Below are 26,187 nucleotides of genomic sequence, written 5' to 3' on the forward strand. Positions count from 1 at the left end.
GATTGCATCCGCTCCGCGTTGAGCGGTTGCAAGCAACTCTGGTTAGTGTGACGGCCAGAGCCCGCAGCCTTCGGCTTGGAGTCGCGATGGCATCCAGCACTTCCGTGGTCCTTGAGAGTCTCGTCGACCTCTACCCTCACGCCCTGCGCCCGCGCCTGGCGGCGGACGTTCGCCGTCAGCGCTTCCAGGTCGACATGGTTCGTGCGCTTGCGCCGGGTGGCCGTCTGGTCGACATCGGGGGCGGCGTCGCCAGCTTCGCGGCGGCCTGTGCCGCGCTCGGGATGGACGCGACTGTCGTCGACGATTTCAGCGACCCGATCAACGCGCAGCACGGCGCCGACGCACTCAAGGCGCACCAGAGGTACGGTGTGTCGATCGTGGACCGCGATGTCATCGATGGCGGACTCGGGATGGCTCCCGGCTCCGTCGACGTCATCACGACCTTCGATTCGATGGAGCACTGGCACCACTCGCCCAAACGGCTGTTCGCGGAGGTTATGGCGGTGTTGCGGCCAGGGGGCTGGTTTCTCCTGGGGGTGCCGAACGCGGTCAATATCCGCAAGCGGCTGACGGTTCCGTTCGGCAAGGGAAAGTGGTCCCAGATGGTCGATTGGTACGAGCAGCCGGTGTTCCGCGGACACGTCCGCGAGCCGGACGTCGAAGACCTTCACTACATCGCGGACGACATGGCTCTCGAGAACCCCTCGGTCTTCGGCCGCAACTGGTTGGGCTACCGCAGCAAGAACGCCGTCGTGCGACGGCTAACTCCGCTCATCGACGGCGCGCTGCAGCACGCGCCCGGCCTCTGCTCGGACATCTACCTCCTCGGACAGAGGCCACACCGGGCGTAGATGGGTGCCCGTACGAAGGCCCGGTCGGGAGTCCCCGGCCGGGCCTTCGTCGTACAGCGGTGGCTGCGCGTCAGCCGTTGATCATGCCCGCACCGACGGTGATGCCGGTGGCCTCGTCGATCAGGACGAACGACCCGGTCGTACGGTTCTTCTCGTACGGGTCGGTGAACAGCGGCGCTGTCGTGCGGAGCTTGACTCGCCCGATCTCGTTGAGGCCGAGCTCGCCGGTCTCCTGGTCGCGGTGCAGCGTGTTGATGTCCAGGCGGTACTGGATGTCCTTGACCAGGGCACGCGCGTTGCGGGTGGTGTGCTTGATCGCGAGCTTCTGGCGTGGGCGCAGCGGCTCGTTGGTCATCCAGCAGATCATCGCGTCGATGTCCTGCGTCGGGGTGGGCGCGTTCTGCGGTCGGCAGATCATGTCGCCCCGCGACACGTCGAGGTCGTCGGCGAGCCGGACCGTCACCGACATGGGCGGGAACGCTTCGGACACGGACTCGTCGAACAGGTCGATGGCCGCGATCGTCGTCTGGAACCCGCTCGGCAGGACCTGGACGGTGTCACCCGGCTTGAGGACGCCACCGGCGACCTGGCCGGCGTAGCCGCGGTAGTCGTGGAACTCGTCCGACTTCGGGCGCACGACGTACTGCACCGGGAAGCGCGTGTCGACGAGGTCGCGGTCCGAGGAGACGTGCACGTTCTCCAGGTGGTGGAGCAGGGAGGTGCCCTGGTACCACGGCATGTTCGTGCTGCGCTCGACCACGTTGTCGCCCTGGAGCGCCGAGATCGGGATGATCGTCAGGTCCGGGATGGTGAGCTTGGCAGCGAACGTGTCGAACTCGTCGCGGATCTTCTCGTAGATGGCCTGGTCGTAGTCGACGAGGTCCATCTTGTTGACCGCGAGCACCAGGTGAGGGACCCGCAGCAGCGAGAGGATCACGGCATGACGGCGGCTCTGCTCGGTGAGGCCCGTGCGGGCGTCGACGAGCACGAGACCCAGGTCCGCGGTCGAGGCGCCGGTGACCATGTTGCGCGTGTACTGAACGTGGCCCGGGGTGTCCGCAATGATGAACTTGCGGCGCGGCGTCGCGAAGTAGCGGTAGGCCACGTCGATCGTGATGCCCTGCTCACGCTCGGACCGGAGCCCGTCGGTGAGAAGTGCCAGGTCGGTGTAGTCGTAGCCCTTGTCCGCCGACGTGCGCTCGACGGCCTCGAGCTGGTCCTCGAAGATCGCCTTCGAGTCGAGCAGGAGGCGGCCGATCAGCGTGGACTTGCCGTCGTCGACGGAGCCCGCGGTCGCGAAGCGCAGGAGGTCCATGCGCGGCGTCTGCGTGTCGGTGGTCTCGGTGGCGGTCGCGGCCATCAGAAGTAGCCTTCCTTCTTGCGGTCTTCCATGGCCGCCTCGCTGAACCTGTCGTCACCGCGGGTCGCGCCGCGCTCGGTGACGCGCGCGATCGCGATCTCGTCGATGATCTCGCCCGTGGTGGCCGCGGCGGAGTCGACGCAGCCGGTCAGGGTCATGTCACCGACGGTGCGGAAGCGTACGAGGCGCTCCTCGACCGTCTCGCCCGACTTCAGCGTGAGGTGGTCGCCGGCGGACAGCAGCATGCCGTCGCGCTCGACGATCTCGCGCTTGTGGGCGAAGTAGATCGAGGGGATCTCGATCTTCTCGCGGTGGATGTAGTGCCAGATGTCGAGCTCGGTCCAGTTGGACAGCGGGAAGATCCGCATGTGCTCGCCACCGGAGATGCGGCCGTTGTAGAGGCTCCACAGCTCGGGTCGCTGCATCTTGGGGTCCCACTGGCCGAACTCGTCACGGTGGGAGTAGACACGCTCCTTGGCGCGAGCCTTCTCCTCGTCACGGCGCCCGCCGCCGAAGGCAGCGGTGAAGCCGTGCTCCTCGATCGCGTTGAGCAGCGTGCCGATCTGGAGGCGGTTGCGGCTCGTCTTGCCGTCGTCGACGACGATGCCGTCGGCGATCGCCTGGTCGACGGACGCGACGATCATCCGAAGTCCGAGCCGTTCGACCCAGTTGTCCCGGGTCTGGAGGACCTCGGGGAAGTCGAAACCGGTGTCGACCTGCATCACAGGGAACGGGACGCGCGCCGGGTAGAAGGCCTTCTCGGCGAGCCGGAGCATCACGATCGAGTCCTTGCCGCCGGAGAACAGCAGCACCGGCTTCTCGAACTCGGCGGCCACCTCGCGGAAGATGTGGATGGACTCGGCCTCCAGCTGGTCGAGCTGGCTGAGCCGGTAGTCGTGCATGGGGGTCACCAGGGGTTCTCCCGTCGTTCCTGGGTTGTGCGGGTCTTTGGCGCGAACGTTCATCCTATCGAGCCTTCTCAACGGCAGAAAACGGCGCCGTATCGTGGATGGCCTCCGAGCGGTTGCGTCGGACGATTCCGAGGGCGAGCAGGAGCTCTGCCACGAGGTAGGTCACCATCACCCAGACGTCGCCGGGCTCCGGACGGGCGACGTCCGCGATATCCATGGCGATCAGGGTGTCGGACAGCAGGAAGAGCGCGCCGCCGATGCCCGCCATGATGCTGACGCCGAACGCCGTGATCGCGGTGGCCGTCAGCAGGAGGGAGTAGGCCAAGATCGGGACCTGGAGCTCCGGGGCCTCCTCGCCGAGCGGCCCCCAGAGCACGGCGATCGTGCCGGCCCAGGCGACGAACCCGGCGACCACAGCCCACCAGCGGCGCCGCAGACCCTCGAGGGCACCGTGACGGACGAACCACGTCACGAAGCACACGTGCGCGGCGCCGAAGCCTGCCATCCCGAGGATGAAGAGTCCGTCGATCTCGAGCGCGACGTCGCCGACCCACGAGAAGAAGAGCGCGGCAACCAGCAGCCTGGGCCCGCCTTGGCGGACGACCCACAGCGCCAGCGCTGGCATCAGCAGCGCCTTGGTGATCGACGCGGCGAGGCCGGCATCGAGGCCGACCAGCGCGATGTGGACAACGCTCAGGGCGACGAAGAGGATCATGCGCGGTCCTCGCTGGCTCGTCGGGCGCGTTCGATGTCAACCTTCTCGGCGAACAGGTCGACGCCTTCGGGGACGCCGATCCGGGACCGAATCAGCGCCCACGCGATCGGGCCGAGGATCACCATGCCGGCGGCGATGATCCCGACCGCGACCGGCGGGACGCCGAGCAGCGTGAGGCCGGTGAGGCTGAGGACGACGACGATGCCGCGTCGGACGATGCCCTGCGGGACCCGGTTGGCGATCCGGGCGCCGAGGTAGGTGCCGGGGGTCCCGCCGAGGATCAGCGGGATCAGGATCTCGAAGTCGACGCCGGTCACCATGACGTGGGTGATCGCGGCGGACAGCACGAGCGGGACGGCCTGGACGAGGTCGGTGCCGACGAGGCGGACGGCGGTGAGCGTTGGGTAGAGCAGGAGCAGCGACACCATGATCAGCGAGCCGGATCCGACGGAGGTCACCCCGACGAGGAGGCCGCCGATCGCGCCGACGAGGACGGTGGCCACCGGGCGGATGTGGGGGTCGTCGGTCGACGGCGGGTTGCCGAGACGGGTCGCCCGGACGTTGAGGTAGGACCGCAGCGTGTACGTCGCGGCGGTCAGCAGGAGCGCCACGCCGATCGCGGTCTTCACGAAGGCGGTCTGGTCCTCGTCGGCGCCCATCGCCTCGATGATGAAGGCGCCGGCGGCTGCCGTCGGTACGGACCCGACCATCAACCAGCCGGCGAGACGCCAGTTGGGGGAGCCTTCGCGAGCGTGCACGGCTGCACCGACCGACTTGTTGACGGAGGCCGCCACGAGGTCGTTGGCGACCGCCGCCGTGGGATTGATGCCGAGGAAGATCAGCGCCGGCGTCATGAGGGCGCCGCCTCCCATGCCGGTGAGGCCGACGACGATCCCCACGCCGAAGCTCACGGCGAGGATCGACAGCGCGCCGTAGGTGACGAGATCGGTCATGCCTCGCTCCAGAGTCCGGCGTCGACCAACGCGCGTACGACCTCGGCGAGGACGTCGGCGACGGTGCGGCCCGTGGTGTCCACGGAGACGAGCGCATCGCTCGGCACCTCGTACGGCGAGGAGATGCCGGTGAACTCGGGGATCACGCCGGCGCGTGCCTTCGCGTACAGGCCCTTGCGGTCACGCCGCTCGCATTCCTCGAGCGGCGTGGCGACGTGGACGAGGGCGAACGAGGCGCCGGCCTCCTCGACCATCGCGCGCACCTGCTCGCGCGTCGAGGCGAACGGGGCGATCGGCGAGCAGATCGCGACGCCGCGGTGGCGCCCGATCTCCGCGGCGACCCAGCCGATGCGGGCGATGTTGGTCTCGCGGTCCTCCTTGGAGAACCCCAGGCCCTTGCTGAGGTGGTGGCGTACGACGTCGCCGTCGAGGCTGGTGACGGTACGGCGGCCGTCCTCGAGCACGAGGTCGTACAGCGCGCGGGCGATGGTCGACTTGCCCGAGCCGGAGAGGCCGGTGAAGAAGACGACGAGGCCGCGCTCGTCGAGCGGAGGCTGGTCGGCGGCCACGATCGCGGCGACCGCGTCCGTGAGCGTTCCCGTACCGGGGACTGCCAGGATCTCGTCGGCGTAGGCGGTGAGGACGGCGGCCGTCAGGTCCGCGTCGTCGGCCGGGTCAGCGCGGCGTGCGAGGGCGACGGCGACGACGTCGCGGTCGGGCATCGCTGCGCGCGCCGCACGGATCAGGGCAGGCACCGAGAGCGTACGGCGAGGGTCGGGGCCGGTGCGCGCGAGCAGCACGGCCCGTCGGCCGGTGCGGTCCTCGGCGTCCGCGATCGCGGCCACGTCGTCGACGGAGAGGGGCTGCTCGACGAGCACGGCGAGCGCGTCGGGATGAGCGGCGCGGACCTCGGCCGGTGCGAGGTGCAGGCGGCGGAAGGGCCCGTACGCCGGGGCGTCGAGCGCGTCGACCTTGCCGGTCTCCGGGTCGTACGCAGCAAGCGGGAGGCCCTCGGGGTCGAGGAGTTCGACGGGGGCGGTGAGATCGCTCGGCACGGCGACGTCGAGGCGGCGGTCGCCGGGCCAGGCGCCCAGCAGTGAGAGCTCGAGGTCCGCGAGCTCGCGTGCGTCGGGGGTCCACTGGGCTCGGTTCACGAACGCGATTGTGTCACGCGAGATTGAAAACATTTCGGGGCATGGGAACGTCTGATGCTCCCAGCTTGCATTTGCTTGCAGTTGCAAGCACTATGGAGGTGTGGCACGAATCAGCATGGGAAAGACCGTGGGTGACCTCGGTGGCTACCTCAGGGACCAGCGTCGCCAGGCGCAGCTCTCTCTGCGTCAGCTCGCCGACCTGACCGGTGTCTCCAACCCCTACCTGAGCCAGATCGAGCGCGGACTCCGACGACCGTCCGCAGAGGTCCTCCAGCAGATCGCGAAGGCGCTGCGGATCTCTGCCGAGTCCGTGTACGTCCAGGCGGGCCTGCTCGATCCCGACGACTCGGTCACCGGCGGCGGCGTCGAAGCCGCCATCGCAGCCGACCCCCGCCTCGAGGACCCGCAACGGCGCGCCCTGCTCGAGATCTACCGCTCTTTCGTCGGTGAGGCGCCCCCGGCGCCGACCGACGCCGAACACCTAGAGAAGGAGGCTTCATCATGAGCATCCAGGACAGCATCACCAAGACCATCACCGGACTCCCCGCCACGGCCACGGCGCTCGTGGGCCAGGCGCAGGCCACCGCGACCGCGCTCGTCGGCCAGCTCGCCGAGCTCGACCTCGACGACCTCCAGAAGAAGGTCGAGGCCGACGCGAAGGCGCTCCCCGGCCAGGCCACCGCGCTGTACGCCGATGTCGTCAATCGCGTGAAGGGCATCGACGTCGACGACCTCTTCGACGGCCTCGAGGAGAAGATCGAGGGCAAGCTCGAGGACATCGCCGAGGACGTCAAGGAGCTCGTCGTCATGCTGGCCGCGGTCGCGCGGAACGCCGCGACCGATGTGGCGGCGTCGTCGCCCCTGGCGAAGAAGGCCCCGGCCAAGAAGGCGCCGGTGAAGAAGGCGTCTGCCGACGCTGCGCCGACCGCTCCGACCGCTCCGACCGCTCCGGCGGCCAAGAAGGCCCCGGCGAAGAAGGCCCCGGCCAAGAAGACCACCGCCAAGAAGGCTGCGCCGGCCGCGAAGAAGGCCCCGGTCAAGAAGACGACCGCCAAGAAGGCTGCGCCTGCTGCTCCGGCGGCGAAGAAGGCGACCGCCAAGAAGGCTGCTCCGGCAGCGAAGAAGGCCCCGGCCAAGAAGGCGGCGACCGAGACGGCTCCCGTCGATAAGCCTGCGCCGTCCTCCGACGCCAGCTGACTCCCGCGGGCTCGGTCGACGAGCATGCATCGACGAGCACCGTCAGGACCTGTCTCTCGGGATAGGCTCTGACGGTGTTCGTTCTCTTTACCGTGCAGTCGCTCGTCGAGGCACTGATCACGCTGCTGATGGTGGGCGCGAAGGCGTTCGCGATGATCGACGCCGTCTCGCGCACCCCGCAGGCCTTCGTGGCCGCCGACAAGCAGACGAAGCCGTTCTGGCTCATCGTGCTCGGGCTGTCCCTGGTGGCGAACCTTCTCATCTGGTACCCGCTCAGCATCCTCAACCTCGCAGGCATCGTCGCGGCGCTCGTCTACCTCGCGGACGCGCGGCCGGCGCTGCAGCAGGTCAGCGGGCGGTGACCGCGCAGCGACCTTCGCCGGAGTCCCCGCCGCAGCACGTCGGGCCTCTCGATCTCCTCGCGTTCACCTGCGAGCTCGCCGCCCTGGTCCTGCTCGCGCTCGCCGGGTGGTCCCTGGGGGACGGCTGGTGGCGCGGGTTGGTGCTTGCTGCCGCGCTGGTCGGCGTGGCCGTCTGGTTCTGGGGTCGCTGGCTCGCCCCGACCTCGCCCCGCCGTGTCGCGATGCCGCGGCGGCTCGTGGTGAAGGCCGGCTTCTACGTGGCCGTCGCCGTCGTCGGTGCTCTCGCCGGCTACGCGGTGTGGGCGGCCGTGCTCGTCGTCGTGGCAGTGACCACGTCCGCGGTGCGCCGCGACTGACCGCGGTCGACACGCCGTACGCAACTCGTCGAACGTCTGTTCGATCGCTGGCGTAGGGTCGGACCATGTCCGTGACATTCCAGGGGTCGCTGTTCGACTCCTCCGACGAGCCCGCGCTCGGTCCGCTGGCCGGCCACGTCGTTCGCCACGAGCTGTCGGCCGGGGCCTGGATCGACGTCCGGCCGCGGTGGATCGACGGCGCCGACGACCTCTTCGCCCACCTGCACGACACCGTCGCGTGGCGTGCGGACGAGCGCGAGATGTACGAGCGGGTGGTGGCCGTTCCGCGTCTGCTCGCGTGGTTCGGGGAGCGCGCTGCGTGGCCGCACGCGGTCCTCGACGAGGCTCGGGAGCGGCTCGGCGACCACTACGAGCCTGAGCTCGGGGAGCGGTTCGTGACGGCAGGGCTGTGCCTCTACCGCGACGGACGTGACTCGGTCGCCTGGCACGGTGACCGCATCGGGCGGGGCCGCTCCGAGAACACGATGGTGGCCATCGTGTCGCTGGGCTCGCCGCGCCGGCTCGCCCTGCGTCCGCGTGGCGGCGGGGCGTCCCTGTCGTTCACGCTCGGCTCCGGCGACCTGCTCGTGATGGGCGGCACCTGCCAGCGCACGTGGGAGCACGCGATCCCCAAGACCGCGAAGCCCGTCGGCCCGAGGATTAGCGTGCAGCTGCGCCCTCGCGGCGTCCTGTAGGCGTCCCCGCGCGTTGGTGCCCTAGTGGTCACGTCAGCGTTCCGGGTGACCACGGACGGACCAACGCGTACGCCCGTTGGCGTGGGGAAGGTTGTCCCCCGCCAAGGGATATCCACAAGGCCGTACGGGTGACCTCCGCGATGGTCGTCGGTCGGGTGGGATGGGCGCATGCCGGCGCCGCGACCGATCCCGCAAGAACTCAGCTGCGGCCCTTTCACCGCCGCCCAGGCTGACTCGCTCGGAGTCTCCGCGACGATGCTTAGCGGCAGGCGCTTCATCCGCCTGTTCCCGAGGGTCTGGGTCACTGCCGCGCACGAGATGTCGGAGCGGGACCGGGTGAGCGCCGCCCGGCTGTCCCTGCCGGAGGGCGCGCAGCCGAGTCACAGCACGCGGTTGCGTCTCCTCGGGTACGACGACCTAGCGGAGCTGCCGTACCACTTCGTGATCGACCGCGACCAGAAGATCGTCAGCGACCACATCCGGCTCCATCGGACGATCCTGATGCCGTCGACCGACGCAGACGGTGTGACGCCGGCAGCAGCGTTCGTCCAGAGCTGCGAGACGATGCGCCTGATCGACCTGATCAAGATCGGCGACTGGCTCCTGCACGAGGGTCACGCCTCCCTCGACGAGATCGGGCAGATCCTCGTGGAGCAGTCCTGGCGCCCGGGTGCCTCGCAGTGCGAGATCGTCCTCCCGCTGCTCGACGCGCGCTCCCGCTCGCCGAAGGAGAGCGAGGTGCGCGCGATCCTGAGCGTCGTCGGTCTGCCGCTCCCGGACGTCAACGTCGACCTCGTGGTGAAGGGCCGGTGGCTGGGCTGCGTCGACCTGCTCTATCTCACCTGGTTGTACGTCGTCGAGTACGAGGGACGGCAGCACGCGTTCGACACCGCCCAGTTCAACGGCGACATCGGACGCTACGGCCGCTTCCGGCGCAACGACGTCACCTACCTGCAGGTGACCCAGGAGAAGCTTGCGCGCCCGCGTGCTCTGGTGCGTGAGGTGCACGCCGATCTGGTCGCGCTCGGGTACGAAGGGCCACCGCCCGTGTTCGGACGCGACTATCGCGCCTTGTTCCGCAAGATCCGCTCCCGTCGCCCGTAGCGTCGGTGCGCCTGTGGTCACCGGCCCGCCATGGGTGACCACGCTGGGACCGACGCGTGGGCGGGTCGCTTACGCTCAGGAGCATGAGCCGGATCTTCACCACCAGCGTCGCGTCGGTCTATCCCCACTACGTCAACAAGGTGGAGCGCAAGGGCCGTACGAAGGCCGAGCTCGACCAGGTCATCGAGTGGCTGACCGGCTTCGACGACACCGCGCTGAAGGGGCACCTCGAGGCAGAGACGTCGTTCGAGGACTTCTTCGCCGACGCCCGGCTCAACCCGCACGCGTCGCTGATCAAGGGCGTGGTGTGCGGGGTGCGCGTCGAGGAGGTCGAGGACCCGCTGATGCAGAAGATCCGCTACCTGGACAAGCTCGTCGACGAGCTGGCGAAGGGGAAGGCGATGGAGAAGGTCCTGCGGGCGTAGGCACGCTCTCCAGCGCACGTCGGTGCCTGAGTGGTCACCCGCGACCGGCGGGTGACCACTCAGCGACCAACGTGGAGGGCGGCGTCAGCCCCGGGGACCGCGACGCTTCGAACGCGCGCGCTCGCCGGCGTCCAGGATCACCTTGCGGATCCGGACGTTGGACGGCGTGACCTCGACGCACTCGTCCTCACGGCAGAACTCCAGGCTCTGCTCGAGCGACAGCTTCCTCGGCGGGATGAGCTTCTCGAAGTTGTCGGAGGTGGCGGACCGGATGTTGGTCTGCTTCTTCTCCTTGGTGATGTTGACGTCCATGTCGTCGTCGCGGCTGTTCTCGCCGACGATCATGCCCTCGTACACCTCGGTGGTCGGCTCGACGAACATCACGCCGCGCTCCTGCAGGCTCGTCATCGCGTAGGCCGACGCCGCGCCGGCGCGGTCCGCGACCAGCGAACCGCTCGGACGCGTGGAGATCTCGCCCAGCCACGGCTCGTACCCGTCGAACACGTGGTGCGCGATGCCGGTGCCCCGGGTGTCGGTGAGGAACTCCGTACGGAAGCCGATCAGGCCGCGCGCGGGGACCAGGAACTCCATCCGGACCCAGCCGGTGCCGTGGTTCGTCATCTGCTCCATGCGGCCCTTGCGGACGGCGAGGAGCTGGGTGACCGTCCCGAGGTACTCCTCGGGGCAGTCGATCGTGAGACGCTCGACGGGCTCGTGGACCTTGCCGTCGACGATGCGGGTGACGACCTCGGGCTTGCCGACGGTGAGCTCGAACCCCTCGCGGCGCATCTGCTCCACGAGGATCGCGAGCGCCAGCTCGCCACGGCCCTGGACCTCCCACGCGTCCGGTCGCTCGGTCGGGAGCACCTTGATCGAGACGTTGCCGACCAGCTCGCGTTCGAGGCGGTCCTTGACCAGGCGCGCGGTGACCTTGGTGCCCTTCTCGCGCCCGGCGAGCGGCGAGGTGTTGGTGCCGATCGTCATCGAGATCGCGGGCTCGTCGACCTGGATCAGGGGGAGCGGGAGCGGGTTCTCGGGGTCGGCCAGCGTCTCGCCGATCATGATCTCCGGGATGCCGGCGACGGCGACGATGTCGCCGGGGCCTGCAGTCTCGGCCGGGACGCGCTCGAGTGCCTCCGTCTTGAGCAGCTCGGTGATCTTGACGCGCTCGACCGAGCCGTCGCGCTTGCAGTACGCCACCTGAGCGCCCTTGCGCAGCGTGCCCTCGTGGACGCGGATCAGCGCGAGACGGCCGAGGAACGGCGACGCGTCGAGGTTGGTGACGTGCGCCTGGAGCGGTGCGTCCTCGGTGTACGTCGGTGCGGGAACGGTGTCGAGGATCGTCTGGAACAGCGGCAGCAGGTCCTCGCTGTCCGGCAGGCCGCCGTCGGCAGGCTGCTCCAGCGACGCGCGACCGGCCTTCGCCGAGGCGTAGACGACCGGGAAGTCCAGCGCCTCGGTGTCGGTGGAGTCGTCGAGAAGGTCCATGAACAGCTCGTACGTCTCCTCGACGACCTCGCTGATGCGCGCGTCGGGACGGTCGACCTTGTTGACGACGAGGACGACCGGCATCTTCGCGTGCAGTGCCTTGCGGAGCACGAACCGCGTCTGCGGCAGCGGGCCCTCGGAGGCGTCGACCAGGAGCACGACGCCGTCGACCATGGAGAGGCCGCGCTCGACCTCGCCGCCGAAGTCGGCGTGGCCGGGGGTGTCGATGATGTTGATCGTGACGCCGCCGTCGGGTGCGCCGGGGCCGGCGTACTGGACGGCGGTGTTCTTCGCGAGGATCGTGATGCCCTTCTCGCGCTCGAGGTCGCCGGAGTCCATGGCGCGCTCGGCGAGCTGGTGGTGCTCGTCGTAGCTGCCCTGCTGCTGCAGCATCGCGTCGACGAGGGTGGTCTTGCCGTGGTCGACGTGCGCGACGATCGCGACGTTGCGGAGGTCGGAGCGAATGGGCATGCGCGTGCGGCGGTCCTTGCGTGGGAGAGGCGCCGGACGGTACGCACGGCGCAGAGCGTCCTCCATCCTACCGGTCAGGACGCGATGGGCCCGTTCGTGCGGCGCATGTGACGTGGGTCTCGCGTTCGCTGACGGCATATTGCGGTGACATCTGTCGGTGGATGGGGTCATGGTGGACGGTGGGCACCAGGGGGGTGCCGAGCAGGCAGGAAGGCTGGCCTCATGGCCGACACACAGCAGACTTCTCAGCACCCGGAGTACCCGGACGAGATCGACGCCGCCGTACTCAAGATCGCCGGCGTGGTCATCCTCGGCGTGATCATGTCGATCCTCGACATCACGGTCGTCAACGTCGCGCTCCCGACGTTCCAGGAGGAGTTCGGCTCGGCGGCGGACCCGCTCGCGTACTCCCACGTGGCGTGGACCGTCACTGCCTACACGCTGGCACTCGCGACCGTCATCCCGTTGACCGGATGGGCAGCGGACCGCTTCGGCACCAAACGGCTCTTCATCGTGGCGATCGCCCTGTTCACCGCCGGGTCGGTGCTGTGCGCGACCGCGGAGAGCATCAACACGCTGATCGCCTACCGGGTCCTGCAGGGTCTCGGCGGCGGCATGATCATGCCGCTCGGCATGACGATCATGACCCGCGCGGCAGGCCCGAAGCGGATGGGCCGCCTGATGGCGGTGATGGGGATCCCGATGCTGCTCGGCCCGATCATGGGCCCGATCATCGGTGGCTGGCTGATCGAGGACGCCAGCTGGCACTGGATCTTCCTGATCAACCTGCCGATCGGCATCGCGACGATCGTCTACGCGTGGCTCGCGCTCCCCGGCGACCGTCCGGAGCCTTCGGAGTCGTTCGACTTCCTCGGGATGCTGCTGCTGTCCCCGGGCCTGGCGCTGTTCCTCTTCGGTGTCTCCTCGATCCCCGAGAAGGGGACGCTCGCCGATCCGCGGGTGTGGGTCTCGATGCTCGTCGGCGGGGTGCTGATGCTCGCCTTCGTCTGGCACTCGTTCCGCCCCGAGCACCCGTTGCTCGACCTGCGACTGTTCCGCAACCGTGACATCGCCCTCGCGGTGATCATCATGTTCCTGTTCGTGTCAGCGTTCTTCGGCAGCCTGCTGCTCGTCCCGACCTACTTCCAGCAGGTCCGCGGCGAGTCGACGCTCGATGCCGGCCTCCTGATGGCAGCGCAGGGCATCGGTGCCATGGTCACGATGCCGATCGCCGGCAGGTTGGTGGACCACGTCCCGATCGGCCGCATCGTCCCGTTCGGAATTCTCGGCATCGTGGTCGGCATGCTGCCGCTGACGCAGCTCACCGCGACGACCAGCTACTGGACGATCGAGATCGCGCTGTTCGTGATGGGCCTCGGGATGGGCGCGACGATGATGCCGATGTTCACGTCGGCGCTGCGGTCGCTGCGGCCGCACGAGATCGCGCGCGGCACCACGCTGATCAACATCAACCAGCAGATCGCGTCGTCGGTCGGCGTCGCCGTGATGTCGGTGCTGCTGACGAACTGGCTGCCGGCGGAGAGGCTCTGGTACGCGGTGGTCGGGAGCTGGCAGCAGCGGGAGATCATCCCGCAGATCGGCGGACAGGACGTCGTGGACGGGTTGCTCGCCGATGCGGCACAGGCGTTCGCGAACACGTTCTGGGTGGCGCTCGTGCTCATGCTCCTCACGCTCATCCCGGTGGCGATGCTGCCGCGGCGCCAGGAGGAGGTGCCCGAGGACACGGAGGTCGCAGCCCCGCCGCCCATGCACTGAGCGGCTACTCGGCCCGTGCGGGCCTCGCCGCCGGCGTCAGTCGCGGGCGACCTTCCACGGTGCGGCCTGCGCGATCGGCTTGACCACCATGAGGTCGATGTTGACGTGCTGCGGGCGGGTGACCATCCAGCTGATCGCGTCCGCGATGTCGTCAGCGGTGAGCGGTTCTGCCACTCCGCTGTACACGGCCTCGGCCCGCGTCTGGTCGCCACCGAACCGGACGAGCGAGAACTCGTCGGTCTGCACCATCCCCGGTGCGATCTCGGTGACCCGGACGGGCTCGCCGTTGAGCTCGAGGCGCAGGGTCTCGGTGATCATCGCGACGCCGTGCTTGGCGGCGGTGTAGCCGGCACCACCCTCGTACGCGAGGTGACCTGCGATGGAGCCTACGTTGAGGACCGTGCCGGCCCCGCTCGCCCGCAGTGCGGGGAGGAGGGCCTTCGTGACGCGCAGGGTGCCGATGACGTTGGAGTCGTACATCTGCTGCCAGGCCGCCGGGTCGGTCTGCTCGATCGGCTCCTGACCGACGGCGCCGCCGGCGTTGTTGACGAGGACCGCGACCTCGGGACCGGCCGCGGCGGCGAGCCCGTCGACGGAGGTCTGGTCGGTCACGTCGCACACGACGGCGGTGCCGCCGATCTCCGCAGCAATGGCCTCGACGCGGTCCGCGCGGCGGGCGGCGCAGACCACGTGGAAGCCATCGGCCGCGAGGCGGCGCGCGGTGGCGGCGCCGATGCCGCTGCTGGCTCCGGTCACCACGGCCGTACGCCGGATGTTGTCAGTGGGCTCGTGCATGCTGTCGATGCTGTCACGACGCCTGCTGCGCACCCGTAGGTGGTCCCGGTCACGTTCTGGAGCGCCTGCCTAGGATGGACGCCGTGATCTCCCCCGACGTGCGCCGCATCGCCATGCTCTCCGCGCACACGTCCCCGCTCGAGCAGCCCGGCAACGGGGATGCCGGCGGGATGAACGTGTACGTGCTTGAGCTTGCGCGACGTCTTGCTGCGCGCTCGGTCGAGGTCGAGATCTTCACGCGCGCCACCTCCTCGGAGCAGCCCTCGATCGTGGAGGCGCTGCCCGGGGTCCTCGTCCGCCACGTGCCCGCCGGGCCGTTCGAGGGCCTCGGCAAGGAGGATCTCCCGGCGCAGATGTGCACGTTCGTCCGTGACGTGCTCCGTGCGGAGGCCGCGCGTCCCGTCGGATGGTTCGATGCGGTCCACTCGCACTACTGGCTCTCCGGCCAGGTCGGGCAGGTAGCCGCGGACCGGTGGGGCGTGCCGCTGGTCCACTCCATGCACACGATGGCGAAGGTCAAGAACGCGAACCTCGCCGCGGGCGACGCCGCCGAGCCGGCCGGTCGCGTCGCTGGCGAGCAGGAGCTGGTCGAGGTCGCCGACAGGCTCATCGCCAACACCGCCGACGAGGCCGCCCAGCTGGTCGGCCTCTACGGCGCCGATCCTGATCGTGTCGACGTGGTCCACCCCGGTGTGGACCTCGACCGCTTTCGTCCGAGCGACCAGTGCGCTGCCCGAGCAGCGCTCGGCCTTCCGCTCGACGCCGACGTCATCCTGTTCGCCGGTCGCATCCAGCCGCTCAAGGCTCCGGACGTGGTTCTCGAGGCTGCGGCGCAGCTGATGGCGGGCGCCCGTCGCGACCGTACGGTGGTGGCCGTGGTCGGTGGCCCGTCGGGCAGTGGTCTCGACCGCCCGACCGCGCTGGTCGAGCTCGCCGCCTCCCTGGGCATCTCGGACCGGGTCCGGTTCGTCCCGCCGGTGGCGCAGGACCGCCTCGCGCTCTGGTACGCCGCCGCGTCGATCGTGTGCGTCCCGTCCTACAACGAGTCGTTCGGGCTGGTCGCCCTCGAGGCGCAGGCCTGCGGTACGCCGGTGGTGGCGGCGAAGGTGGGCGGCCTCGCCACGGCGGTCCACGACGGCGTGACGGGGATGCTCGTCGACGGGCACGACCCTGCCGACTACGCCGCGGCGTTCGCGCAGGTCCTCGACCAGCCCGGCCTGCACGCGTCGATGCGCACCGCCGCGGTGTGCCACGCCGGGCGCTTCGGGTGGGACGCGACCGCCGAGCGTACGCTCGCCGTGTACGAGAGAGCGGTCGCCGAGGAGGCGATCGCCGCGGTGCGCTCGCTCCCGACCGCAGTCGGGCAGTAGCCCAGAGGCCCGACCGCGGTCGGGCAGTAGCCCAGAGGAGGTCGTCGTGGCACGTGCACTTGTCGACGAGGGCGGGGAGCCGTGGTCGGCCGCTGCTGCCATCCGGAGCGCGCTCTCTGCCGCCGAGCTCGAGCACGTCGAGTTCCGGCCGGGCGTCTTCGAGGTGACGATCCCCGGGACGCGCAAGCTGCAGACGACGTGCCGTCTCGAGGTCGGTGACCACGCGCTGGGGATCCACGCCTTCGTCGCGCGGCGCCCCGACGAGAACCACGAGGCCGTCTATCGCTGGCTCCTCGAGCGCAACCTGCGGATGTACGCGGTGTCGTTCGCGGTCGACAGCGCGGGCGACATCTATCTCGACGGCCGGATGCCGCTGCACGCGGTCACTGAGGACGAGGTCGACCGCATCTTGGGGTCGGTGCTGACGTATGCGGACGACTCGTTCAACACGATCCTCGAGCTCGGGTTCGCGACCTCCATCCGCAAGGAGTGGGAGTGGCGGATCTCGCGCGGGGAGTCGACCCGCAACCTCGAGGCGTTCCGTCATCTCCTGAACAAGGAGTCAACTCAAGGTTGACGGGTCGTCATCGTCAACCTAAGGTTGACGCATGACCGAGACCCCGCGTACGCAGCTCCCCCTCCGACTCGACGACCTCATCGACGCCGTCAAGAAGGGGTACGACGACCCGCTCGACCAGCTCGCGAGCGCAGTCGTCGCGTCCGAGGCTCTGGGGGAGATGGCCGACAGTCTCATCGGCCACTTCGTCGACCAGGCCCGCCGAACCGGAGCCTCGTGGTCCCAGATCGGCCAGAGCATGGGCGTCACCAAGCAGGCCGCGCAGAAGCGATTCGTCGCGAAGCCGCGCGAGCCCGAGCAGTCCGCCCCCGACCCGGCCGGCGGGTTCAGCCAGTTCACCGCCGAGGCGCGGCAGGTGGTCGTCGGTTCCCAGGAGGAGGCGCACGCAGCCGGCCACGACCACATCCGCCCTGCCCACCTCGCTCTCGGCCTGCTCCGCCAGTCCGACGCGACGGCGACGCAGGTGCTCACCGCGCAGGCTGACGCCGACGCGCTCCGGAACGCACTCGTGGCGACGCTGCCAGAACCGGTCGCCGTGGTGCCTGCGCTGATCCCGTTCGACGACGGCGCACGCCGCGCGCTCGAGGCGACCTTCGCCCACGCCCAGCGGCTCGACGCCGCCCAGGTCGGGACCGAGCACGTTCTCCTGGCCCTCCTCGACGACGCCGCCGTCGCCGACGCCCTCGCGACCGCCGGGGCGGATCCGGCGGCGGTCGACGCGCTCCTTCGGACGAGCGCGGCGCGCTGACTCAGCCTCGGACGCGGGCGAGGATCCGGCCCTCCGTCTCGGCGTCGATCCCGAGCGGTCCGCGCTCCGGGTGGGGTGGAGCGCCCGCGCCCTCGTCCTCCAGCCACGACCACGTGTCGGAGACGGTCTCCTCCAGGGGACGGCACCGAAGGCCCGCTGCTCGAGCGGCCGACGTGTCGCCCTCGTGGAGGCCGGCGAGGTCGCCGGTCGGCGGAACCCAGATCGGCAGGTCGCTCCATCCCGTCACGCCCTCTGCGGCGAGCACCTCGGGCGACGCCCACACCAGCCTGGCGTCAGCACCGGTCGCGCTGATGCACGCCGCGAGCAGAGCGCCGATCGTCGTGTGCCCGGGTGCGCTCACCGCGTCGTACGTGCCGCCTCCGGCACCACCTCGTACGGCGAGCTCGGCCCGGTCGAGCATCCATCCGGCGAGGTCGCGGCCGTCGACGTACTGCAGCGGGCGCCCCGGCGGACCCGGCGCGATCACGTCGCCGCCGCCGGCGACGCGGCGCAGCCACCAGGGAAGGCGGCCGACGACCTCGTACGGGCCGATCACGAGTCCGGCGCGGGCGACGAGGGCACGTTCGTCGTACGCGTCGAGGACGGCGATCTCGGCGCCGCGCTTGGCCGCCGCGTAGTCGTCGGCCGAACGGCTGTCCGGATCGCCGTCGACCACCGGGGCGCTCTCGTCCGCACCAGGACGGATCGGCCAGGTGTACACCGAGCGACTCGACACGTAACCGTAGTGCGCGACCCGGTCGCTCAGCAGGCGTGCCGAGTCACGGACCACCGCAGGTTCCTCGGACCAGGTGTCGAGCACCGCGTCCCAGGTGTCGCCGCCGAGGACCTGGGTGAGCGCGGGGTGGTCACGTCGGTCGGCGAACCGCCCGTCGACGCCGGAGGCCGGCGTGCCGCTGGTCCCGCGCGTCACGGTGGTCACGTCGTGACCGCGAGCGAGGGCGATCTCGACGGCCGCGCGGCCGACGTGGTGGGTTCCGCCGAGGACGAGGAGGCGCATGTCCTCACCCTCCTGGCGCCGCGTCTCGCCCACAAGGCCTTCTGCTCGGGGCGGAACCGGCGTGGTTAGGCTGAGCGGCATGAGCACGTACAACCTCGTCCTCCTCCGCCACGGCGAGAGCGACTGGAACCAGAAGAACCTCTTCACCGGATGGGTCGACGTCGACCTCACCGCGAAGGGCGAGGCCGAGGCCGCTGCCGCCGCGCCGCTGCTCGCCGACGCCGGACTGCTCCCGGACGTCGTGCACACCTCGCTCCTGCGCCGCGCCATCCGTACGGCGCAGATCGCGCTCGACGGCATCGACCGCCACTGGATCCCGGTCCGCCGCTCCTGGCGGCTCAATGAGCGCCACTACGGTGCGCTCCAGGGCAAGGACAAGAAGGCCACCCTCGAGGAGTACGGCGAGGAGCAGTTCATGCAGTGGCGACGCTCGTACGACGTGCCGCCGCCGCCGCTGGACGCCGACTCCGAGTTCAGCCAGTTCAACGACGTCCGGTACGCCGACCTCCCGCCGGAGGTGCGCCCCCGTACGGAGGCACTGGCGAACGTGCTCGACCGCTTCCTCCCGTACTGGTACGACGCGATCGTCCCCGACCTGCGTGTCGGCCGTACGGTCCTCGTCGCTGCGCACGGCAACTCGCTGCGCGCCCTCGTGAAGCACCTCGACGGCATGTCCGAGGAGGCTGTCGTCGGGCTCAACATCCCCACCGGCATGCCGCTGCACTACGAGCTCGACGACGCGCTGCGCCCCGTGACGCCGGGCGGGCGCTACCTCGATCCAGAGGCTGCGCGCGCTGCCGCGGAGGCCGTCGCGAACCAGGGGCGCTGACACCTGAGCCCGGTGGAGATGGCGCTCGTCCTCCTCGCGGGGGTCGGCGCCGGCGTCATCAACACGATCGTCGGGTCGGGCACGCTGATCACGTTCCCCACGCTGGTCGCGTTCGGCGTGCCACCCGTCACGGCGACGATGAGCAACGCCGTGGGGCTCGTGCCGGGCAACATCAGCGGGTCGTTCGGCTACCGGCGCGAGCTGGCCGGCCAGGGGTTCCTGGTGAAGCGGCTGCTCCCGGCGTCGCTGCTCGGCTCCCTGGTCGGTGCGTACCTCCTGCTCCACCTGCCGGAGGACGCCTTCATCGCCGTCGTGCCGGTCCTGCTGGTGCTCGCGCTGATCCTGGTCGTGGTGCAGCCGCCGCTCCAGAAGTGGCTCAACGCGCGCCGCGAGGCGAGCGGGGCCGCGGCCGTCACCCTCGACACGATGAGCGCCCCGCGGAGCGCGGCGCTGCTCGCGACGGTGTTCCTCTGCGGGATCTACGGCGGCTACTTCGCCGCTGCGCAGGGGATCCTGCTCATGGGCATCCTCGGGCTGCTCGTCCCGCTGGCGCTCCAGCGGATGAACGCGCTCAAGAACGTCCTCGTCCTGGGCGTCAACGTGGTCTCCGCGACGACGTACGTCGTGGTCGCCACCTGGGGCGGTGGCGCCCATGAGCTGGACTGGACCGCCGTCGGCCTGGTCGCGGTCGGCTCGCTGATCGGCGGGGCCGTCGGCGCGGGCATCGGTCGCCGACTGCCGCCGCTGCTCCTGCGGGCCTGCATCCTCGTCCTGGGCCTGATCGCGCTGTACACCATCCTCGGGATGCGCTGAGCCCGGACCGCCGCCCTGGCGGGGCGTCAGACGTGCGGGACCTCGCCGGTGACCTGGTAGAACACCCGCCGTGCGATCGAGACCGCGTGGTCGCCCGTGCGCTCGTAGTAGCGCGCGAGGAGGGCGACGTCGACCGCGGCCTCGACGCCGCCGGTCCAGCTGTCGCCGAGCAGCCGGTGGAACATCGTGCGGTAGAGGCCGTCCATCTCGTCGTCGGCCGACAGCAGCGCGGCGGCCGCGTCGAGGTCATGGGTGCCGAGCACGATGGCGACGGACTCGAGCATCCCGCCGGCGACGCGCGCCATCTCTGCGACCGTCGGCCGGGCCGCATCCGGGACAGCCGGGTCAGGCATGCGCATGCGGGCGAGCTTGGCGATGTGGACGGCGAGGTCGCCGATCCGCTCGAGGTCGCCGGCGATCCGGAGCCCGGCGACCACGCGCCGAAGGTCCGTCGCCACGGGCTGCTGGGTCGCGATCAGCGAGATCGCGTCACTCTCGCACGACTCCCGCGCGGCGTCGATCACGGCATCGCCGCTGATCACCATCTCCGCCGCACCGAGGTCTCCGTCGAGCAGCGCGGCGGACGCGCGCGCGAGCGAGAACCGCACCGCCGTCGTCATCGCCACGAGGTCGGCGTCGAGGGCATCAAGCTGGTCATCGTAGAACTCGCGCATGCTAGGACCCTAGAGAGCCTGGGTGAATGCCGCCCGACCTGCGGTGAACGGGTGGTGAACTCTGGGGGAATGGGCGCTTGTCCGTCGCCGGAGAATTCGGGCGGCGCGTCGCGGCGTGCGTACGATCGAGGTGTGGATCCGAACATCGCGTTCGCGTTCGGCATCGCGCTCGGCCTGCTCATCGGGGCGTGCGTGGTGTGGGCGTGGCGCTACAGCGAGCGTCAGCAGGAGGACATTCCTGCGCGCCCAGACCCCGAAGTGCCGCCCGGCGCCGAAGCCGTCCTCGCGGTGCTGCGCTCGTCCGCCGTCATCGTCGACGCAGCCGATCGCGTCGTGAAGGCCTCCGCGCCGGCACACGTGATGGGCCTCCTCCAGGACACGCGCCTGGAGCACCCCACGCTGCGCGACCTGGTGCACCAGGTACGCCGTGACGGTCAGGTGCGCGAGCAGGAGATCGGCCTCGGGTTCGGTCGGGGTGGCCAGCGCCACGTCCTCGTGCGGGTCGCCCCGCTGACCTCGCGCCTCGTGCTCGTCCTCGTGGAGGACCGCACCTCCGAGCGCCGGGTCGAGATGATCCGCCGCGACTTCGTGGCCAACGTGAGCCACGAGCTCAAGACCCCGGTGGGTGCCTTGAACCTCCTTGCCGAGGCTGTGGGCGAGGCACGCGACGACCCCGAGGCGGTCGTACGCTTCAGCGGCCGGATGAAGCGCGAGGGTGCGCGACTCACCCGCCTGGTCCAGCAGATCATCGAGCTCTCCAGGCTCCAGGCCGACTCGCTGGTCGACGAGCCTCAGGAGGTCGACGTCGCGGGGCTCATCGCGACCGCCGCAGAGCGCAACGCGGTGGACGCCGAGGTGCGCGGGATCGAGGTGACGACGCGCTCCGACGACCAGATGTACGTCCTCGGCGACTCCGAGCAGCTCTTGCAGGCCGTCAACAACCTCGTCGAGAACGCCATCGCGTACTCCGAGGTCGGCACCAGCGTCACCGTCGACGCGGCGCGCGTCGACGACATGGTCCGCATCGCCGTCCGCGATCAGGGCATCGGCATCGCCCAGGCAGAGATCGACCGCATCTTCGAGCGCTTCTACCGGGTCGACCCGGCCCGTGCACGCAGCACCGGCGGCACCGGGCTCGGCCTGTCGATCGTCAAGCACGTCGCCGCGAGCCACGCCGGGTCGGTCGAGGTCTGGAGCGAGCCCGGCCAGGGATCGTCGTTCACCCTGGTCCTGCCGGCCGCCGCGCGGACCCACGACCCCGACGACTTCGAGACTCTCCAACCCGCCCCGCCGACGGTCCCATCCGTCCACGCCCAGGAGGCCCGATCGTGACCCGTGTACTCGTCGTCGAGGACGAGGAGAGCTACATCGACGCGCTCTCCTACGTGCTGCGCAAGGAGGGGTTCGAGGTGGCGATCGCCACCGACGGGCACGCCGCGCTCGAGGAGTTCGACCGCAGCGGCGCCGACATCGTCCTGCTCGACCTCATGCTGCCCGGGATCAGCGGGACCGAGGTGTGCCGCAAGCTCCGGTCGTCGTCCTCGGTGCCGGTCATCATGGTCAGCGCCAAGGACTCCGAGGTCGACAAGGTCGTGGGCCTGGAGCTCGGGGCCGACGACTACGTCACCAAGCCGTACAGCCCGCGCGAGCTGGTCGCCCGCATCCGGGCGGTTCTGCGCCGCGGCGCCGACAACGCGGTCGCCGACGACTCCGCGCTCGAGGTCGGACGCGTCCGGATGGACGTCGACCGCCACGTCGTCACGGTCGCAGGCGACGAGGTACGCCTCCCGCTGAAGGAGTTCGAGCTGCTGGAGCTCTTCCTCCGCAACGTCGGCCGGGTCCTCACCCGCGGGCAGCTCATCGACCGTGTCTGGGGCTCGGACTACGTCGGTGACACCAAGACGCTGGACGTCCACGTGAAGCGTCTGCGCGCCAAGATCGAGCAGGACCCCGCACGTCCGACCACGCTCGTGACGGTCCGCGGGCTCGGATACAAGTACGACGCGTAGGTCTCGATCGCTTCGCGCCTCGACCGGCGGGGATCCGTGCGCCTCGACCAGCGGAGTCCGCGTGTCTCGACCAGCGGGGATCCGTGCGCCTCGACCAGCGGGCCCTAGGCTGGCGGGATGAGGCTGATCGCATGAAGACCCGGATCGGGACCCACGTCGACCAGGAGAAGCCCTTCGACGACGTCGAGCGTGTCGGGGCGGACGTCGCCCAGCTCTTCCTGGGCAACCCGCAGAGCTGGAAGTGGCCGAAGTACGAGTACGCCGGTGGTGCGGACGGGCTCCGTGACGACGCCGCGGCCCGGGACCTGCCGCTCTACGTGCACGCCCCGTACCTCCTCAACGTGGCGAGTCTGAACAACCGGGTCCGCATCCCGAGCCGCAAGCTCGTCCAGAACGCGGTCGACGGTGCGCACGCGATCGGCGCGCAGGGGGTGATCCTCCACGGCGGCTACGTCGACTCGGAGGACGACCTCGACAAGGGCTTCGACAACTGGCGCAAGGCGGTCGAGGCCATCGACGCCAAGGTCCCGGTCCTCCTCGAGAACACCGCAGGAGGCGACTTCTCGATGGCGCGACGGTTCGAGCGGATCGAGCGGACCTGGGAGGCCATCCAGGCAGGGGGCGGAGGCGACGCGTGGGGCTTCTGCCTCGACACCTGTCACGCCTGGGCGGGCGGCATCGAGCTGGAAGGGATCGTCGACCGGATCACGGCCGTGACCGGCCGCATCGACCTCGTGCACTGCAACAACAGCCGGGACGCCTTCGGCTCCGGCGCGGACCGGCACGCTCACCTCACCGAGGGGACCATCCCGCCGGCGCAGCTGGTCGAGATCGTCGCAGCGGCCGGCGCACCGGTGATCATCGAGACGCACGCCGACGACAAGACCGGCGACGACATCGCGTGGCTGCGGGACCAGCTGGGCCAGTAGTCCCCAGGGTGACGGCCCGCGAAACGCGCGGTCGAGTCAGTTCGACGAGGGCTCTGCGGTGGTGTCGCCCTCGTCCGAGTGGGTCTCCGCGTCACCCTCAGCGGCCTCGTCCTCGGCCGTGACGTCGCCGGTCGTCTCCTCGCTGCCTGCGGGCTTCGCGACGGCGTCGTACATCGGGGTGCGCGTGACGATCGGCAGCGGGAACTGGACCTGCCCGGCGTTGGCGAAGGTGAACGTCGCGGTCACGAACTGGCCAGCGAAGAGCTCTTCGCCGCTGATGACCACCGACGGCTTGAGGCCGAGCGTGTAGAGCCGGCGGATCGGGAGCGCGACAGCGTCGTCGAAAGTGACCTCCACCGGCGTGCCTGCGCGGGTCATGACCTCGACGCCGACGAGGCGGTCGGTCTGGAGCGCCTGGTTGACGAGGCCGGCGGACAGTGTCGCCGAGCCGTCCTCGTTCTTCACGAAGAGTGCGTTGAGGATGTCGACGTCGCCGGAGCGGTCGTTGCTGCCGATCCCCGCCTGGTAGATCGCGCTGGTCTGTGCGTTGAAGCCGGTGCCGCAGCCCGTGACGAGGACGGCGATGGCGCCGACGATGACAGCGACGAGAGCACGGCGGGAGCGAGAGAGCACAGCCCGACCCTTTCTTCTGAGATCACCTGGTCACCCGGACGCACGCGAAGCGATCGGCTTCGGCATGCGGGTGACGCCCAACAGCGTATCTGCGGACTGCGTGGAGCGTGCGACGAGGTCGTCCTTGCGCCCGCGGGTGCCACTCAGATCGGACTTTGTCAAGTCACGATTTGGCCCCTGACCTGCATAAACGATAAAGGACACTCTTGTGGGCCGTGTTATCCTAGTCACCTAAGAAAGGGCAATGGACATATGACTTTCACTGTTGGCGAAACGGTTGTCTACCCCAATCACGGTGCGGCGGTCATCGAGGACATCGAAGTCCGGACGATCAAGGGTGAGGAACGCCAGTACCTCGTCCTCCGCATCGTCGCCCAGAACGACCTGGTCGTACGCGTGCCGGCGTGCAACCTCGATCTGGTCGGTGTGCGTGACGTGGTGGACAAGGACGGGCTGGACCGGGTCTTCGGGGTGCTGCGGGCCGAGCACACGGAGGAGCCGACCAACTGGTCGCGACGCTACAAGGCAAACCTCGAGAAGCTGCACTCGGGTGACGTGATGAAGGTGGCGGAGGTCGTCCGCGATCTCTGGCGCCGCGAGCGTGACCGCGGTCTGTCCGCGGGCGAGAAGCGGATGCTGGCCAAGGCACGCCAGATCCTGGTGTCCGAGCTCGCGCTCGCCGAGAACACCAACGAGGACAAGGCTGAGACGCTGCTCGACGAGGTGTTGGCGTCCTGACCCCCTCGTAGTCCCAGGACTATCGACGCCGCCCCCGGTCTCCACCGGGGGCGGCGTCGTCGTACGCGGTTTTGTTTTCCCCTCTGTTTCGTGCCGTAACCGCACCGAAACGCGTGCTGCTTACGGTCGCGGCATGGCGACGTCGAGCGGGGTGGCGACCTGGGTCAAGGTGTGCGACGCGGGTGAGCTCGTCGTGGGCATCGGGGTCTCCGCCCTGGTCCGGGGCAAGCAGGTTGCGCTGTTCAAGACCGGCGAGCGAGAGCTGCACGCGGTCGGCAACCGAGATCCGTACTCCGGCACTCAGACGATGGCCCGCGGACTCGTCGTCCAGCGGGACGGTCAGACCCTGCTCGCGACGCCGACCGGGCGTGAGCTGTTCGACTTCGCGACCGGCCAGTGCGTCGACGACCCGATGACGAGGATCGCGACCTACCCGGTGCGCGTCGTCAACGGCTTCGTCGAGGTCCGCATCACCGTCCGGGGCTGACCGGCAGCGGCAGCACCAGCGCCGTCGCGATCGCCGCCGCACCTTCTCCGCGGCCCGTGAGGCCCAGGCCGTCGGTCGTCGTCCCCGAGACCGTCACCGGTGCCCGGACCGCGTCCGTGAGGACGCGCTCGGCCTCCTCGCGGCGGGTGCCGATCTTCGGACGGTTGCCGATCAGCTGGACGGCCACGTTGCCGATCTCGAATCCCGCCTCCCGCACACGGCGAGCGGTCTCGACCAGGAACGCGACGCCCGACGCGCCCGACCACTGGGGGTCCGCGGTGCCGTAGTTGCTGCCGAGGTCGCCCAGTCCGGCGGCCGAGAGGAGGGCGTCGCAGGCCGCGTGCGCGACGACGTCGGCGTCGGAGTGCCCGGCGAGGCCCGCAGGCTCGTCGGGCCACAGCAGCCCCGCGCACCACATCGGTCGTCCGGGGTCGTACGCGTGGACGTCGGTGCCGGTGCCGACGCGGGGGATCGGAGAGGGGGCCATGCCCTCATCATCGCGTGGGTCAGTCGCCCGCGAGCACCTCGGCGGCCGACACGGTGCGGTGGCGGTCCTGGATGACGTCGGCCAGCCGGCGGATCTCGTCCTCGCCGAGCTCGACGCCGACCTCGTCGGCGCCGCGCCGCAGCTCGTCCTCGACGGTGCCTTCCGTGGCGCCGTCCTGCCAGGAGCTCACCCGGTCGACGATGGTCTGGATGGCGGTGATCCTGTCCTGTTCGTTCATGCCGTCCCGTTACCCAGCAAGGCC

General features: G+C 69.9%; 31 protein-coding genes. 19 read left to right on the forward strand and 12 right to left on the reverse strand.

All coding sequences use genetic code 11. From position 1 onward, the window contains the following. Positions 1-47 precede the first annotated feature (47 nt). Entirely contained in the window at positions 48-851 is an 804-nt protein-coding gene (locus GH747_RS05725; protein ID WP_149768530.1) for a class I SAM-dependent methyltransferase, read from the forward strand. A 70-nt stretch (positions 852-921) separates the two neighbouring features. Here GH747_RS05725 and GH747_RS05730 read toward each other — a convergent pair whose 3' ends face one another. The 5 genes from GH747_RS05730 to cysC are packed head-to-tail and all read right to left on the reverse strand — an operon-like array spanning position 922 to position 5,944. Beyond that, entirely contained in the window at positions 922-2,211 is a 1,290-nt protein-coding gene (locus GH747_RS05730; RefSeq protein WP_228552786.1) for a sulfate adenylyltransferase subunit 1, read from the reverse strand. Further along, the gene (gene cysD / locus GH747_RS05735; RefSeq protein WP_228552787.1) at positions 2,211-3,122 is read right to left on the reverse strand and encodes a sulfate adenylyltransferase subunit CysD; all 912 of its coding nucleotides are present in this window, start codon (positions 3,120-3,122) and stop codon (positions 2,211-2,213) included. The genes GH747_RS05730 and cysD overlap by 1 nt, the downstream gene beginning before the upstream one ends. A 55-nt stretch (positions 3,123-3,177) precedes the next feature. Then, the gene (locus GH747_RS05740) at positions 3,178-3,837 is read right to left on the reverse strand and encodes a lysoplasmalogenase (RefSeq protein WP_149768531.1); all 660 of its coding nucleotides are present in this window, start codon (positions 3,835-3,837) and stop codon (positions 3,178-3,180) included. After that, on the reverse strand, positions 3,834-4,790 hold the full coding sequence (locus tag GH747_RS05745) for a sulfite exporter TauE/SafE family protein (protein ID WP_149768532.1): 957 nt from the start codon (positions 4,788-4,790) through the stop codon (positions 3,834-3,836). The genes GH747_RS05740 and GH747_RS05745 overlap by 4 nt, the downstream gene beginning before the upstream one ends. Then, positions 4,787-5,944 carry an adenylyl-sulfate kinase gene (gene cysC / locus GH747_RS05750; protein WP_228552788.1) on the reverse strand — a complete coding sequence of 386 codons (1,158 nt, stop codon included), beginning with the start codon at positions 5,942-5,944 and terminating at the stop codon, positions 4,787-4,789. The genes GH747_RS05745 and cysC overlap by 4 nt, the downstream gene beginning before the upstream one ends. Before the next feature lie 115 nt (positions 5,945-6,059). Here cysC and GH747_RS05755 point away from each other — a divergent pair, with 115 nt between their 5' ends. The 7 genes from GH747_RS05755 (at position 6,060) to GH747_RS05785 (ending at position 10,083) form a co-directional block, all read left to right on the forward strand. Further along, entirely contained in the window at positions 6,060-6,449 is a 390-nt protein-coding gene (locus GH747_RS05755; RefSeq protein WP_149768534.1) for a helix-turn-helix domain-containing protein, read from the forward strand. Then, on the forward strand, positions 6,446-7,141 hold the full coding sequence (locus GH747_RS22000; RefSeq protein WP_194842882.1) for a hypothetical protein: 696 nt from the start codon (positions 6,446-6,448) through the stop codon (positions 7,139-7,141). The genes GH747_RS05755 and GH747_RS22000 overlap by 4 nt, the downstream gene beginning before the upstream one ends. Before the next feature lie 74 nt (positions 7,142-7,215). Next, on the forward strand, positions 7,216-7,503 hold the full coding sequence (locus GH747_RS05765) for a DUF2516 family protein (protein ID WP_205602772.1): 288 nt from the start codon (positions 7,216-7,218) through the stop codon (positions 7,501-7,503). Then, positions 7,500-7,859 (forward strand): YrdB family protein, encoded by a 360-nt coding sequence (locus GH747_RS05770; protein ID WP_163695302.1) that lies wholly within the window; start codon positions 7,500-7,502, stop codon positions 7,857-7,859. Before GH747_RS05765 ends, GH747_RS05770 begins: the two co-directional genes overlap by 4 nt. Before the next feature lie 65 nt (positions 7,860-7,924). Continuing rightward, the gene (locus GH747_RS05775) at positions 7,925-8,554 is read left to right on the forward strand and encodes an alpha-ketoglutarate-dependent dioxygenase AlkB (RefSeq protein ID WP_149768536.1); all 630 of its coding nucleotides are present in this window, start codon (positions 7,925-7,927) and stop codon (positions 8,552-8,554) included. 255 nt (positions 8,555-8,809) lie between these two features. Beyond that, entirely contained in the window at positions 8,810-9,658 is an 849-nt protein-coding gene (locus GH747_RS05780; RefSeq protein ID WP_149768537.1) for a hypothetical protein, read from the forward strand. Positions 9,659-9,741: 83 nt separating this feature from the next. Then, positions 9,742-10,083, forward strand: coding sequence for a DUF2200 domain-containing protein (locus tag GH747_RS05785; RefSeq protein WP_149768538.1), 342 nt, complete (start codon positions 9,742-9,744; stop codon positions 10,081-10,083). 84 nt (positions 10,084-10,167) lie between these two features. Here the strand turns inward: GH747_RS05785 and typA are convergent, their stop codons facing one another. After that, positions 10,168-12,042, reverse strand: a complete 1,875-nt coding sequence (typA, locus tag GH747_RS05790) for a translational GTPase TypA (protein ID WP_149768539.1) — start codon at positions 12,040-12,042, stop codon at positions 10,168-10,170. 222 nt (positions 12,043-12,264) lie between these two features. Here typA and GH747_RS05795 point away from each other — a divergent pair, with 222 nt between their 5' ends. Beyond that, positions 12,265-13,818, forward strand: a complete 1,554-nt coding sequence (locus GH747_RS05795) for a DHA2 family efflux MFS transporter permease subunit (protein WP_149768540.1) — start codon at positions 12,265-12,267, stop codon at positions 13,816-13,818. Positions 13,819-13,854: 36 nt separating this feature from the next. Here GH747_RS05795 and GH747_RS05800 read toward each other — a convergent pair whose 3' ends face one another. Then, a complete protein-coding gene (locus GH747_RS05800; protein ID WP_149768724.1) occupies positions 13,855-14,592 on the reverse strand; it encodes an SDR family NAD(P)-dependent oxidoreductase in 738 nt (245 codons plus the stop codon). 104 nt (positions 14,593-14,696) lie between these two features. Here GH747_RS05800 and mshA point away from each other — a divergent pair, with 104 nt between their 5' ends. The 3 genes from mshA to GH747_RS05815 are packed head-to-tail and all read left to right on the forward strand — an operon-like array spanning position 14,697 to position 17,308. Then, entirely contained in the window at positions 14,697-15,983 is a 1,287-nt protein-coding gene (gene mshA / locus GH747_RS05805) for a D-inositol-3-phosphate glycosyltransferase (protein WP_456085351.1), read from the forward strand. 46 nt (positions 15,984-16,029) lie between these two features. Next, positions 16,030-16,560 (forward strand): type III secretion system chaperone family protein, encoded by a 531-nt coding sequence (locus GH747_RS05810; protein WP_149768542.1) that lies wholly within the window; start codon positions 16,030-16,032, stop codon positions 16,558-16,560. Between the two features lie 31 nt (positions 16,561-16,591). Beyond that, positions 16,592-17,308 carry a Clp protease N-terminal domain-containing protein gene (locus GH747_RS05815; RefSeq protein ID WP_149768543.1) on the forward strand — a complete coding sequence of 239 codons (717 nt, stop codon included), beginning with the start codon at positions 16,592-16,594 and terminating at the stop codon, positions 17,306-17,308. Position 17,309: 1 nt separating this feature from the next. On the opposite strand, the gene GH747_RS05820 is transcribed toward GH747_RS05815, so the two are convergent. After that, positions 17,310-18,326: an NAD-dependent epimerase/dehydratase family protein gene (locus GH747_RS05820; RefSeq protein ID WP_149768544.1), complete on the reverse strand. Its 1,017-nt coding sequence runs from the start codon at positions 18,324-18,326 to the stop codon at positions 17,310-17,312. 79 nt (positions 18,327-18,405) lie between these two features. Between GH747_RS05820 and GH747_RS05825 the strand changes: the two genes are divergently transcribed. Both GH747_RS05825 and GH747_RS05830 read left to right on the forward strand, forming a co-directional pair. Beyond that, positions 18,406-19,155, forward strand: coding sequence for a phosphoglyceromutase (locus GH747_RS05825; RefSeq protein WP_149768545.1), 750 nt, complete (start codon positions 18,406-18,408; stop codon positions 19,153-19,155). Between the two features lie 18 nt (positions 19,156-19,173). After that, positions 19,174-19,968, forward strand: a complete 795-nt coding sequence (locus tag GH747_RS05830) for a sulfite exporter TauE/SafE family protein (protein WP_205602773.1) — start codon at positions 19,174-19,176, stop codon at positions 19,966-19,968. Between the two features lie 26 nt (positions 19,969-19,994). Here the strand turns inward: GH747_RS05830 and phoU are convergent, their stop codons facing one another. Next, the gene (gene phoU, locus GH747_RS05835; protein WP_149768547.1) at positions 19,995-20,642 is read right to left on the reverse strand and encodes a phosphate signaling complex protein PhoU; all 648 of its coding nucleotides are present in this window, start codon (positions 20,640-20,642) and stop codon (positions 19,995-19,997) included. Positions 20,643-20,774: 132 nt separating this feature from the next. On the opposite strand from phoU, the gene GH747_RS05840 reads away from it, so the two are divergent. The 3 genes from GH747_RS05840 (at position 20,775) to GH747_RS05850 (ending at position 23,580) form a co-directional block, all read left to right on the forward strand. Next, positions 20,775-21,974 (forward strand): sensor histidine kinase, encoded by a 1,200-nt coding sequence (locus GH747_RS05840; protein WP_228552789.1) that lies wholly within the window; start codon positions 20,775-20,777, stop codon positions 21,972-21,974. Further along, positions 21,971-22,651: a response regulator transcription factor gene (locus tag GH747_RS05845; protein ID WP_149768549.1), complete on the forward strand. Its 681-nt coding sequence runs from the start codon at positions 21,971-21,973 to the stop codon at positions 22,649-22,651. The genes GH747_RS05840 and GH747_RS05845 overlap by 4 nt, the downstream gene beginning before the upstream one ends. Positions 22,652-22,782: 131 nt before the next feature. Continuing rightward, complete coding sequence (locus GH747_RS05850) at positions 22,783-23,580, forward strand: deoxyribonuclease IV (RefSeq protein ID WP_149768550.1); 798 nt, start codon at positions 22,783-22,785, stop codon at positions 23,578-23,580. Between the two features lie 36 nt (positions 23,581-23,616). Here the strand turns inward: GH747_RS05850 and GH747_RS05855 are convergent, their stop codons facing one another. Further along, positions 23,617-24,213: a hypothetical protein gene (locus GH747_RS05855; protein WP_149768551.1), complete on the reverse strand. Its 597-nt coding sequence runs from the start codon at positions 24,211-24,213 to the stop codon at positions 23,617-23,619. Positions 24,214-24,465: 252 nt separating this feature from the next. On the opposite strand from GH747_RS05855, the gene GH747_RS05860 reads away from it, so the two are divergent. Continuing rightward, positions 24,466-24,951 (forward strand): CarD family transcriptional regulator, encoded by a 486-nt coding sequence (locus GH747_RS05860; protein ID WP_149768552.1) that lies wholly within the window; start codon positions 24,466-24,468, stop codon positions 24,949-24,951. 133 nt (positions 24,952-25,084) lie between these two features. Further along, positions 25,085-25,438 (forward strand): nitrite reductase small subunit NirD, encoded by a 354-nt coding sequence (gene nirD / locus GH747_RS05865; RefSeq protein ID WP_149768553.1) that lies wholly within the window; start codon positions 25,085-25,087, stop codon positions 25,436-25,438. On the opposite strand, the gene ispF is transcribed toward nirD, so the two are convergent. Together ispF and GH747_RS05875 are read right to left on the reverse strand one after the other, a co-directional pair. Beyond that, entirely contained in the window at positions 25,422-25,925 is a 504-nt protein-coding gene (gene ispF, locus GH747_RS05870) for a 2-C-methyl-D-erythritol 2,4-cyclodiphosphate synthase (protein WP_149768554.1), read from the reverse strand. The genes nirD and ispF overlap by 17 nt on opposite strands. A gap of 19 nt (positions 25,926-25,944) precedes the next feature. Beyond that, positions 25,945-26,163 (reverse strand): hypothetical protein, encoded by a 219-nt coding sequence (locus tag GH747_RS05875; RefSeq protein WP_149768555.1) that lies wholly within the window; start codon positions 26,161-26,163, stop codon positions 25,945-25,947. Positions 26,164-26,187: the final 24 nt, after the last annotated feature.

Source organism: Mumia xiangluensis, from assembly GCF_010994095.1.
Taxonomy (GTDB): Bacteria; Actinomycetota; Actinomycetes; order Propionibacteriales; family Nocardioidaceae; genus Mumia; species Mumia xiangluensis.